Source organism: Shewanella sp. Isolate13 (genome assembly GCF_022398325.1).
In the GTDB taxonomy this organism is placed as follows: domain Bacteria; phylum Pseudomonadota; class Gammaproteobacteria; order Enterobacterales; family Shewanellaceae; genus Shewanella.
The window spans coordinates 26,751-38,388 of the sequence record NZ_JAKEVD010000015.1; the positions used below are offsets into that span (position 1 = coordinate 26,751).

General features: G+C 45.0%; 12 protein-coding genes. 7 read left to right on the forward strand and 5 right to left on the reverse strand.

The genetic code is table 11. The annotated features are described in order from the left end of the window. Positions 1-308: 308 nt before the first annotated feature. Together fusA and L1D44_RS11295 are read left to right on the forward strand one after the other, a co-directional pair. Positions 309-2,336 (forward strand): elongation factor G, encoded by a 2,028-nt coding sequence (gene fusA, locus L1D44_RS11290; RefSeq protein ID WP_239890692.1) that lies wholly within the window; start codon positions 309-311, stop codon positions 2,334-2,336. Between the two features lie 112 nt (positions 2,337-2,448). Beyond that, positions 2,449-3,366 (forward strand): 4'-phosphopantetheinyl transferase superfamily protein, encoded by a 918-nt coding sequence (locus tag L1D44_RS11295; protein WP_275660460.1) that lies wholly within the window; start codon positions 2,449-2,451, stop codon positions 3,364-3,366. 79 nt (positions 3,367-3,445) lie between these two features. Here the strand turns inward: L1D44_RS11295 and L1D44_RS11300 are convergent, their stop codons facing one another. Further along, the gene (locus L1D44_RS11300; protein ID WP_239890694.1) at positions 3,446-5,431 is read right to left on the reverse strand and encodes an alkyl sulfatase dimerization domain-containing protein; all 1,986 of its coding nucleotides are present in this window, start codon (positions 5,429-5,431) and stop codon (positions 3,446-3,448) included. Positions 5,432-5,645: 214 nt separating this feature from the next. Between L1D44_RS11300 and L1D44_RS11305 the strand changes: the two genes are divergently transcribed. Then, entirely contained in the window at positions 5,646-6,569 is a 924-nt protein-coding gene (locus L1D44_RS11305; protein ID WP_239890696.1) for a LysR family transcriptional regulator, read from the forward strand. 63 nt (positions 6,570-6,632) lie between these two features. On the opposite strand, the gene queF is transcribed toward L1D44_RS11305, so the two are convergent. Next, positions 6,633-7,490 (reverse strand): NADPH-dependent 7-cyano-7-deazaguanine reductase QueF, encoded by an 858-nt coding sequence (gene queF, locus L1D44_RS11310; protein WP_239890698.1) that lies wholly within the window; start codon positions 7,488-7,490, stop codon positions 6,633-6,635. A gap of 58 nt (positions 7,491-7,548) precedes the next feature. Here queF and syd point away from each other — a divergent pair, with 58 nt between their 5' ends. Continuing rightward, positions 7,549-8,190 carry a SecY-interacting protein gene (gene syd, locus L1D44_RS11315; RefSeq protein WP_239890700.1) on the forward strand — a complete coding sequence of 214 codons (642 nt, stop codon included), beginning with the start codon at positions 7,549-7,551 and terminating at the stop codon, positions 8,188-8,190. Between the two features lie 104 nt (positions 8,191-8,294). On the opposite strand, the gene L1D44_RS11320 is transcribed toward syd, so the two are convergent. Next, positions 8,295-9,068 carry a Zn-ribbon-containing protein gene (locus L1D44_RS11320; protein WP_239890702.1) on the reverse strand — a complete coding sequence of 258 codons (774 nt, stop codon included), beginning with the start codon at positions 9,066-9,068 and terminating at the stop codon, positions 8,295-8,297. 1 nt (position 9,069) lies between these two features. Continuing rightward, positions 9,070-9,423 carry a hypothetical protein gene (locus L1D44_RS11325; RefSeq protein WP_239890704.1) on the reverse strand — a complete coding sequence of 118 codons (354 nt, stop codon included), beginning with the start codon at positions 9,421-9,423 and terminating at the stop codon, positions 9,070-9,072. Between the two features lie 138 nt (positions 9,424-9,561). Between L1D44_RS11325 and L1D44_RS11330 the strand changes: the two genes are divergently transcribed. Beyond that, entirely contained in the window at positions 9,562-9,954 is a 393-nt protein-coding gene (locus L1D44_RS11330) for a DUF3192 domain-containing protein (RefSeq protein WP_220767336.1), read from the forward strand. A gap of 7 nt (positions 9,955-9,961) precedes the next feature. On the opposite strand, the gene L1D44_RS11335 is transcribed toward L1D44_RS11330, so the two are convergent. After that, positions 9,962-10,195 carry a DUF2789 domain-containing protein gene (locus L1D44_RS11335; protein ID WP_239890705.1) on the reverse strand — a complete coding sequence of 78 codons (234 nt, stop codon included), beginning with the start codon at positions 10,193-10,195 and terminating at the stop codon, positions 9,962-9,964. A gap of 187 nt (positions 10,196-10,382) precedes the next feature. Between L1D44_RS11335 and L1D44_RS11340 the strand changes: the two genes are divergently transcribed. Together L1D44_RS11340 and L1D44_RS11345 are read left to right on the forward strand one after the other, a co-directional pair. Then, positions 10,383-11,021, forward strand: coding sequence for a GNAT family N-acetyltransferase (locus L1D44_RS11340; protein ID WP_239890707.1), 639 nt, complete (start codon positions 10,383-10,385; stop codon positions 11,019-11,021). Continuing rightward, entirely contained in the window at positions 11,014-11,319 is a 306-nt protein-coding gene (locus L1D44_RS11345) for a DUF962 domain-containing protein (protein ID WP_239890709.1), read from the forward strand. The genes L1D44_RS11340 and L1D44_RS11345 overlap by 8 nt, the downstream gene beginning before the upstream one ends. The last annotated feature ends 319 nt before the right edge of the window (positions 11,320-11,638 follow it).

Genomic DNA, 11,638 nt, shown 5'->3' on the forward strand with positions numbered 1-11,638 from the left:
CTCACTGCACCTTAGGTCTCTGCCTATCTCAATAAAGTCGCTGTTTTTTGGCTAGTGGCTGAGCAGACTACCTGAGCCTGTGTGGCAATACAATCACCTGGGACTTATTAATTACTGATATGACCAGATTGGGTGAACACTTGTAAGCTAAGATGTTGTTTTGAGGCTTACTTTTAGCTGTTAATTAAAAGAGTGATCTAGCTCAAATATTACCAGTTTACAGAGGTCTATACTGATTAGAATTCGCTCAATGAAGATTGCAAATTGAAAATGGATTGACTAAATAATGTAAAAAAAAGGAGGCCAAGATGGCTGAATTTACTACTGAGCAAATCCGAAACTTGGCTGTGCTCGGACACACTGGATCTGGAAAATCCTCTCTGTTAGAGGCGCTTCTTTTTCGTGCAGAGGCGATAACACTAAAAGGCAGGGTCGATAAAGGCACAAATCACGCTGACTTTACCGCCCAAGAAAAAYCCCACCGCCATAGTTTAGAACCTTCATTCCTCAATCTCGATTACGCCAACCACCATATCAATATAATAGACACTCCCGGATTACCGGATTTTTTTGGTCGAGCCTTGTTACCGCTGCCTGGTGTCGAGTCCGTTGTACTAGTGATCCACGCAGGTGTTGGCATAGAGGCGATAACCAAAAGAGCCTTTGAGGCCGCCCGCAGTCAAGGTAAAGCAGTGCTCATCGTTATTAATCATATTGATGGCAATGAGTCGGCGTTAGCGCCTTTGCTACAAGAGATTCAAGCACAGTTTGGGCAGCGATGTTTACCGGTTAACCTGCCAAATGTTGCGGGTGATGGTGTGGTAGATTGCTATTTACATTGTGACCCCCAAGCTCAAACTGCTTTTATTGGCGCTGAAGCTGCGCGAGATCAGTTAGTCGATACCGTGCTTGAAGAAGATGAGCAACTAATGGAGCTCTATCTTGAGCAGGGTGAATCGTTAACCCCAGAGCAGCTTCATGCCCCGCTCGAAACGGCTTTGCGTTTAGGCCACTTAGTCCCAGTTTGCTTTACCAGCGCCGAAAAAGAGATCGGGATCAGTTCACTGTTAGAGATCCTTGTTAAGTTAATGCCCAACCCTCTAGAGGCGAACCCACCGAAATTTGTAAAAGGTTTTGGCGACAGCGCTAAAGCTGTCACAGTCAATCAGAGTCCTAACGAGCATGTACTCGCCCACGTATTTAGGGTCGCAGTGGACCCATTTTTTGGACGAATGGGCGTATTTCGCTTATATCAAGGCACGATTGATGTGGGAATGAAGCTGTATATCGGCCAAGGACGTAAACCATTTAAAGTGGCTCATTTGATTAAATTGCAAGGTGAGAAGCAGATTGATGTGGCTCAAGCGATACCGGGAGATATCTATGCAATTGCGAAAGTCGATGAATTAGAGATAGGCGCTGTGCTGCACGATAGCCATGATGAAGATGATTTTCATATGCCAGAGAACGCGCTACCTCAGCCTATTTTTGGCCTAGCGGTTTCACCTAAACGCCGTGGAGACGAACAAAAGCTATCTGAGGTATTAAATAAGCTGGTGGCTGAAGATCCCAGTTTACACGTGACTCGAGGCGAAGTGCAGGGACAAACGCTGCTTCAAGGACAGGGAGATCTACATCTGCAAATTGCGCTAGAAAAGGCCCAAACTGTGTTTAATGTGGATATGGAAACCGAAATTCCTGCCGTGCCATATCGAGAAACGATTATGGCTGAGGCGAAGTCCCGTTATCGTCATAAGAAGCAATCTGGAGGCTCTGGGCAATTTGGTGAAGTCGAATTGATGGTTGAGCCGTTGGCTCGTGGCCAAGGTTTTGAGTTTGTCAGTAAAGTAGTTGGCGGTTCTGTGCCAAGCCAGTATATCCCAGCGGTAGAGAAAGGCGTGCGTGAGGCCATGTTAGCAGGTGGCTTGGGTGGCTTCCCAATGCAGGATATTAAAGTCACGGTATTAGACGGTAAGCACCATAGTGTCGACTCGAAGGAGATAGCATTTGTCATGGCGGGCAAGCGAGCCTTTATGGAGGCTGTTACTTCGGCACAACCTGTGATCCTTGAGCCTGTTGTCGATATGCAAATATGCGTAGAGCAGGGCTATGTAGGGGAGATCACTGGTGATATCAGTGCGTCTAGAGGCATGGTGTGTGGTACTCAGGCGCAAACCAACGGCATGGTTGAGGTAACTGTAGAAGCGCCGCTTGCGAATGTTGCTGACTACTCGACTCGGCTAAAATCGATGACGGGAGGAGAGGGCCAGTTCTCGATGAGCTTTAGTCGTTATGACGTGGTTCCCGATAGAGTACAGGCTACATTGATGAGTTAATAGAAAGGTTTTGTTATTGAGCTATTGTGGTGCCATTTGAGTTTGTGGCTGTTGTTTTTAATTAAAACAGGCCACAATAGCTCCTATACCTAAATGCATATTTGAGCTTGTCTTGTCTGAATTTACTGCAATAAAACTCTATTTTTGCCCGTTAAACATTGCTGATCTTGATAGTGAGTCTGCAGCCTTAATCCGCACTTGGCTTCCTCAGGGTGAAATCGATAAAGTTAACCGCTACATCAAGCCAGAAGCTAAAGAGCAAGCCTTGATGGTGAGAGGTTACTTGCGAGCACTCTTGTCTTTGCATGGCGCTATTCATCCAAGTGAGTGGTGCTTCGAGTATGGTGACAAAGGTAAGCCTAGATTAAGCGAAGCGCAATTTTTGCAAACCGGGATCCACTTTAATATAAGCCATAGCGGTGGTTGGCTGGTTGTTGGGATCTGCAAACAGCGTTCTAGTCATGGCAATATCGATTTCTGCGTTGACGCAAACGAGTTAGAGCTTGGTGTCGACGTTGAGCGTTGCCGTGAGAGTACCAATATTCACTCGATTCTTAGCCATTACTTCTCTGAGCCAGAGAAAGCGGCGTTACTGGCATTGCCAACTGAGTTGCAGCGAGAACGTTTCTTCGATCTATGGGCGTTAAAAGAGTCCTACATTAAAGCTAAGGGGTTGGGCTTAGCGCTATCGCTTAAATCTTTTGCCTTTGACTTCTCTTCTTTAATTGAGACTTCGCTCGAGCTTGATGTTATTCAAAGTGTTACTCCCTCAGCTGATTCCATCACGAGTGAGCTAGGTACCTCTCCTATACGCCTTAAGCAAAACATTGGCCTCTTTACACTGCAAGAGAATAGGGAGCAAGTTGCGGGCGAACAGCTCTTGGCGCAGATGAAAGGTGCTGTAAATTGGCACTGCTGGCTCGGGCACTTGGATGATAATTACCGGTTTGCGATCAGTGTAGGCCAGTGCCAGCAAGCAAGGATCAAGGCGATGAAGGTCGACTTGAAAATACTATTAGAAAGGATTTAATAACCGTTAATGCTTAATCGCGAATAATAAAACGGGGCGCATTAAGCGCCCCGTTTTGTTTGTGAAGAGAATTAGAGTGCTATTTCACCGGCGTTGGCACTATCTCAAAGGCAGGGTTGAACTCCACCATGCTATCGGCAATTTTGCCAAAGGCTTCTTTATCTCCAGTTAGCTTAGCATCGCCGCTTGCTAATAAGGCTTTAAGCGTAGTTTGCCCAAGCAAAATACGATTCACATCGGCCTTGTTGACGATGAGGTTGGCATCCGCTTTCTGCTCCTTATTGACCACTGCATTACTTAAGTTGCCGTTACTTAGCTCAATATAGAGAATATCTTTGGTGTCAGGAGTGATGATATTCATCTTAACGAATCCTTGTTTGGCGGCGACTTGGCTGTCGATTTTTACCGCAAGGAAATCGAACAGTGTTGGCATATCCATTTCACTAATCACATCTGCCGATGCGGTTTTAGGCGCGCCAGCTTGAATTCCGACCCTTAACTCTTGAGCGCCAGTAAGATAGATGTTTCTCCAACCCGCGCCTTCAGATTGATACCCGAGTTGCTCGTAAGTGTCGGCCAGCAGTTGGCGCGCCTCATCATTTTCAGGCTCGGCCATTACCACCTTGTTCAATGCCGTTGCCACGAAGCGATATTCACCTTGAGCGTAGTCATCTTTAGCGCGTTTTACCGCCGCATCTGCGCCGCCCATATATTCGACAAACTTTACGGATTCTTGCTTGGTTGGCAGCGGGTTTAGGTTGGCTGGATTCATGTCGAAGTAACCTAGGTACTTGTTATACACCGCCTTAGCGTTATGGCTATAGGTACCGTGATAACCATTAGTGTGCCAGGTCTTATAGATAGACTCTGGAATCGTGTCTTGAATCGCATCGCCGATATCCTGAATACCGACACCATCGTTAGCCAGTCTTAGTGTTTGGTTGTGAACTAAACCGTAGTTATCACGCTGTAAGCGCAGGAACTCATTGATATCTTGATTGCCCCAGACAGGCGCCGAGTGGGATGCAAACAGTACTTCAACATCGTCACCAAAGGCATTAATCATCTCGTTAATGTCTTTCGACCACTTAAGTGCATCACGCACTTTTGCACCGCGCAGAGTGTAGATGTTATGCATACCCTGATAGGTGAGCTCTCCAGTCCAAAGCGCTTTTTTCGATGGAATATAGGTGATCATCTCAGACTCAGCTTCGGTGCCTGATGCATCCATAAACACCATCTCTAGGCCATCTATGGTGAGGGTTTCCCACTTGCCTTCACCGTTTAAGGTGTAGTCCGGCGCCACATAGGTGATCTCACCTTTCGATAAGCCCTTACCTAATGCGGCATCGACAATACCGTGATCATGTTTGCCCAAAGTTGCACCATATTGGTAGGCAGCGCGGCGACTCATGGCGTTACCGGCGAGCACGTTTTCATCGACAATCTCTTTGGTGATGTTATCTGAGCCGTAGACTTTGACGTTAGGGAACATCTCTTGTACGCCGCGAGCGCCACCAAAGTGGTCGGCGTGGCTATGGGAGTAGATCATGGCAACCACAGGTAAGTCGCCATCTTTAGGCAGATTCTTTAGGGCAAACTGTAGCGATGCTTTGGCCGCCTCTTTAGTGAGCAGCACATCATAGGCAATCCAGCCGTTATCACTGCGAATAAGGGTTAAGTTAGACAAGTCTGTACCGCGAACCTGATAGATCCCATCGCTGACCTTATATAGGCCATTAGGCACCATATTAAGCTGAGCCTGACGATAGAGTGATGGGTTCACAGAGTCAGGTGTCTTGTCGCTGATAAAGGCAAACTCGGCTCTTAGAATATCCGCTGTTGCCTTATCAAACTTAGCGATAAGGTTCTTGGAGGATTGCTCGAAAGCTCGCGTATCGGCAAAGTTAAGGGTAGCCGCTACGGCTTGGTTATGGGCAATGGTGTGCTCGGTGGCATCTTTACCTTGGTAATGCACAGTGATGTGATCATGTTCATGCTGGGCTGCAGCGGCATTAAACGAGAAAATTGACACGATTGAGATGGCAAGTAGAGTCTGCTTCATGAGTTTTCCTTAGTAAATTAAGTCGGTTCAAAGCATTACGTCTCAGAATTCGCCGATAAATTAATGCTAATAGGCGTCTTTTTCTGAATGCTGCTCGATTGAATGTGGCCAGTATAGCGAGGGGAACTCGATTAATAATTAGCGTAGACTTTACTTTTAATATTTATAATATGAATATTATAGTGGCCATTATTAGCAGTAAGCGGAATTATTTATGTCACAGCAAAAGTCATTCGATCTTAATCTGTTCCGCATTTTTACTGCGGTATATCGTACCTCGTCATTTAGCCGCGCGGCCGAGGAATTAGACCTGACTCAGTCATCGGTGAGCAACGCTATTGCACGCCTTAAGCTATCGGTGGGAGAGGAGCTGTTTATTCGTGTTGGCAGAGGCGTTAAGCCAACGGCGAGTGCGATGAACTTGTATCAGCAGTTAGCGAGTCCGGTATCTGAAATCGAACAGGTTGCTTCGAGCTTTGAGGTATTTGAAGCCAGCACCAGTGAACGTACCTTCTATGTGTATGCCAGTGAATCGGCGATTCTCTTATTACAGGGAGTCGTTGAGCACTTACTCGAGACGTTGTCGATTAGTATCGTGTTTCGCGAGCCACCATTAATTGAAGAGGAGTTGCAGATGGATCTGCAACTTGAAAAAGTCGACTTAGCACTGGATATTTGGTTGCCTGAATCGAGCTCTTTTAAGAGTGAAAAGGTGATGAAAGATAAACTGGTGTGTGTGGCCAGAAAAAACCATCCGCGTATAAAAGGCGCTATCACACAAGAGCAGTACTTTAATGAGAAACACATCATTTTTAAGATGCGCCGGGGTAATTTAAGCGTCGCCGACCTATTAACCAAGCAGGTATTACCGGCGCGTAAGATGCATAGCGAGCAATCGTCAATTTTAAGTATGATGGCCTTGGCCTCTAAAAGTGATGCCTTGGCTATTGCGTCTAAGTCTTATTCCGATGAGTATGCACAGATGTTTGGCTTACAGGTATTTGAGCTGCCTTTTGCAGTCGAGCCTATCGAATATCATATGGTATGGAGTCATAAGCTACAGCAGAATCCAGCTAATCTTTGGCTAAGGAAGTTGCTCAATCAAGCGATAGCACTGCGGAGTAACCCAAGGTTTTAGTCTTGAATGCGAGCTAAAAAAATACCTGTAATGCAGAGCGCTACAGGTATTTTTGCGGCTTGGTTACTGCCTAGCGAGACGTTGATTCTCGGCTGGGTGTTCAAAGTCGCTACGATATGGGTTGATATCTAAACCGCCGCGGCGGGTATAACGGGCATAAACTGTAAGTTTGGCACATTGGCAGAAACGTTTAAGGTCAACGAAAATCCGCTCAACACACTGCTCGTGGAACTCGTTATGCTGTCTAAATGAGATGAGATATCTGAGTAACTTTTCACGATCAATCTTAGGACCCTGATAGCGGATCATTACCGTGCCCCAATCGGGCTGTGAGGTGATCAAGCAGTTTGACTTTAGCAAGTTAGATGTCAGCGTCTCAGCGACAATCGCTTTATTATCGACGCTATCTACTAAGTAGTCCGGATTGAAACTATAGTCATCAATCTCAATATCCAGATCATCGATGCAAGTCCCTGGGAGCTCAACAATTCGCTGGTGGTGGAACTGCTTTGGCTCGATGACTTTTACGGTTACTTCACCATCGGCGCAGGCACTTAAGTCTTGGGTCAGTCTTTCTTGTACCGCTTGCGCACTATCGAATCGAGTCTGATTGTAGCTGTTTAAATACAGCTTGAATGACTTAGACTCAATCAGGTTTTTACTATCAAAACTTAGGCTGAACTCGGCAATAGCCACCATAGGTTTGCCTTTGGCATTGAGCCAAGAGAGCTCGTATCCAGTCCAGATATCACAGCCATGAAACGGCAACTCGTGAGTCAGGCCTATTGCATCACGGTTTAATTTACGCGGTACGCCTTGAAGTAAAGATGCATCATACTGCTCTTGATAACCAGTCGACTTTCCTAATGTTAATTCAGAAAGTTCGGGGGCGTTACTATAGGGATCATGATGTTGTGTCATCAATACGGTTTCCATGTCAAAATAGACCCCTATTATAACTGATTTGGAACTGTCTTCAGTGTCTTCTTTACCCGCTTTAGATCTTTTTTTATCTAAATATCAACAAGCCTACGTGGATAAACTTGGCGAGCAGCCACGATATTATGCCCAAGAGCAAGAGTCTGACTGTGTTGTAGGCAAAATGGATAGTGATGGAGCCGTGTTTTGGCAAGCGGTCGTTCGTCAAACACCGGGTCAGTTTGATAACGTCGAAACGGCGCTTGAATTGACCCTTTCACCTGAGATCAATGTTTTTTATGGTCGTCACTTTTCTGCACCACTATTCTTTGACTCAGAGTGGGGGAGCGGTGAACTTATCCAAGTGTGGAACCAAACCGATTTTGAGTACCTGCAGCAAAATATCATCGGCCATTTGATGATGAAGAAAAAGCTTAAGCAGGAGCCAACCTGGTTTATCGGTGTTTTAGATGATGAAGATAAGATGCTAACCGTGAATAATGCCGATGGCAGTGTTTGGGTTGAGATCCCAGGCGAGGTTCAAAGCACTAAGCTTGCTGAATCGCTAGATGAATTTATTGGTTTACTCACGCCAAGAGTCACGCCGCCAGTTAAACCGATAGAGGAGTCTATGCCTGAGCTAGATCACCCAGGTATTTGGCAGCGAATGAAGTTGATGTGGCGCAATTTGCGTGGCAAATAATTGATGCGTTAGATGTAATAAAAAAATGGCTCAATATTGATTGAGCCATTTTTTATGAGGACGTTATTGTGTGGGAAGGCGTTATATAAGGAAACTATAGAGTCTTATAGATGATCCCATGAGATATTCGACACTATGCGGCAAGTCTCGCAGCGAAAGTGAAACATATCTAATAAGGGCTCGTCCAGAAGCCACTCTTTGCTGCCGCATTTAGGGCAGGGACGCTGCTTTTCCGCCGCAAGGCTCTCACCACCAACACGGTATAGGTAATAGTAGGTCGGGATCTTCGTTAAATACTCGACTCTTCCGCGCAGATCCCAGCCGCGTCTGAATAGATCACTCTGGTGACTGGTTAGCTCCTCTAGCGCGGCAAACTCTGCTTTTGTGGCGGCAGCCATCTGTAGTTCATCACAGGCCTGCCATTCTGTTTGCCAGCGGATTAAACGCTTATGATCGCCATTGGCGGTCGGCGGAATGTGATACAGAGGTATGGGCTGCAAAGTATCGCCGTTTCGCAGAGGCGAGCACATATGGACATAACTGGTATATAGTAGCTGCCAGCTCGGGGTGTCTTGACTCGAGACCTCTGAGTTGATGTCTTGACCAATATATTTTTCGCGTGGCGCCAGTAATTTTGCATCGGTGAGCTCATTTAGCGCGGTATCAACCCAAGGGCTATTGAAACGTTTTGAGAGACTGCTCTTTTCTGGCATTAGCAACCTGACTCTAAATTCACCTTCATTGAATGCTACGGCAAACTCACGTCCTAGGACTTGGCCGTTGGCGCGATAGGCCTCAAGCAACCCATTAATGGCTTTCTCTGCGGCGCTAATGGTGGTGTTATCAAAACACTCGAATCTTAACTCAACCACATGCATTCTATTTATGTCCTTCGGTGTCGCAACACTGTTTTTCCAATTTGTTTAGCTGCTTTTTCAGCAAGTTGAATTCAGCTTTTAATTCGGCAAGCTCCTGTTCGAGCCTAGTAATTTTATCTGCCTGATTCGCGGCGATAGATTGTTCGGCTGCATCCTCTGCAGGTTGAACGGAACAATCTGCCGATAGTGTTTTAATATCATCGACACTCATGGATTTAAACTGTTGTAATCCTTGGATCAGTATCGGCATGGGGATGTTACTGCCAAGTTTGCTCTTAACGAGTGCGAGGGTCGGTGTTCTACCTTCATCACTGATCTTCTTAGCTGCGCTGAGTACTTGTTCTAATGGACTCATGGTTAGTCAAATTCCTCACTCGTTAGTCTTTTTGTTAATCACAGTATAATACCCAAGGTCTACTCTAAAATAAATTCAAACAAAAACAGTAGCTTGATGCTTGGCATGTTAATTGCTTTTTAAGTAAAACTAAAAACAATGTTAATACAGGAAGTTAAAGTGAAAACAAAATTATTAGGTTTAGCGTTTTTTGGGATTGCAAGCTTAGGGCTAACGGGCTGCGTGGTCAATGTTGGAGATGGGGAATCTGGATGGGACAGTAATGCCGCATGGGAAAAGACCCAAGAGAAGAACCGTAATAACCTAGCAAAAATATCCTTAGGCATGTCTAAAGATCAAGTGACCACCTTAATGGGGACTGCCGACTTCAATGAAGCTTATATCCAACAAGATAAAGAAGTTTATGTATTGTTCTATCGCACCCAGCGTACCCATGGGGACGGTAAAACCACTAAAGATGAATGTACGCCTGTGGTGATCCGTAACAATGCGGTCGTTGGTTGGGGGCAAATGGCCTACAGTAAGATCTAATCACTCTCTAAGGCTTTCTTAATAGGGTGTCCAGATGGTCGATTACTTCTGACCACTGGGCATCTTGCGCTAATGATTCTACGAGAAAATGCTTTTGTGCTGTATTCCAAAACGGAGCCTCATGTAGCTGCATTTTACTCGGTAGCGAATGCTCCATTATAAAGGTTTCAATAGCGCTTTGTTCGCTTTCTAGCCCTAGCTGTAAAAACAGATGAGCCAAATCATTTGTTGTTGTGTCCACTTTGGTACCTATCGTTTCTGCGACTCTATCCTTTAATTATGGCTTATATATTCTTGCTGTCTGCAATATTTCTAATACCAGTATGGCTGATTAAGCGTTGCTATTAAGGCTTTAAATTGATTATTAATTGCACTTTTTTATAAGCTTGTTACATTGATAGAGTGTGAGCTAGATCAAGGAATGTGAAATGGAGAATCAAGCTATGGAAGAGTGCCGCGCTGTTTATCTAACAGCGGAAGACCTACGAATTGCCGCTTCTATTCTATATAACGCTTATCATGATGACCCATTCTTTTTAGAAACGCTTTTTACCGGTGACCAAGCGCAATATGAGCAAAAATTGCGCGGGGCAATCCGTGAGGAGTTGAATGAACTGTGGCAACAGGAGCAAGCGTTAATCGGTATGTTTGTTGGGGAGCGTCTAGTGGGGGTCGCTTGTATCGTCACCCAACAAGTGCCATTAGGGGAGGCGAGATACTGGCATTGGCGCTTAAAAATGTTGCTCAGCACTGGTTGGCAGTCAACTCAAGCAATTATTAATAAAGAAAACCAGATCATCGACAATTTACCCAGTAATCAGTGCGGTATTTTGCAATTCATCGCTATCGCTAACAATGAACAGGGCAAGGGCTATGGCGGACGACTGGTTAATGCAGTACTGAGTTGGTGTGATGAACAACCACATCTCGATGGTGTAGGGGTTTTTGCCAATCATCCGGCTCATATTACGCTATTTACTCATCACGGCTTCGAGAAGATTGAGCAGCTTAGCATCGGTAAGGTTAGCGGAGAACTCTTGTTCTATAGAGGCTTAGTCAATGAATAAATACTATTCCTCTTTTGCTGAGTTTTATCCATTTTACTTATCACAACATCAAGATAAGACTTGCCGAGTCTTACATTACATCGGGAGTGTTTTGGTGTTTTTCGTACTTTTCTATAGCTTGCTGACGGCCCGATGGGGGATGTTATTGGCCTTGCCAATTATCGGTTATGGTTTTGCCTGGGTTGGCCATTTCGTTTTTGAAAAAAATCGCCCTGCAACGTTTAAGTACCCTCTATACAGTTTTATGGCTGATTGGCTCATGTTGTATCAAGCCTTAACTCGAAGAAAACACTTATAAATTCATTTTGAGATAACTTTTTTGTGCGAGATCTCTCACCTTGTTGTGGGAGATAAATTGAGAAAGATACGGATATTGTTTACACATTGATTTTAAGTCGTTTAATTACAATTGGTTATAGCCTTGTGCGCGTGTTAATCATAGGTTGCGGGTTTGTGTTTTAACCTTGGGTGCAGATAAAAAGTTAGCTGTCGTTGTAAGCTTATAAGTATAAAGAGATTGAAGCTAGGATGGCGTTCACCTCTTTTGTTAGAGAGATTATTTTTTAGTTAAAACCTGCAGAGATAGCGAGTTTTAGCCGAATATAATGGTTTTGCAG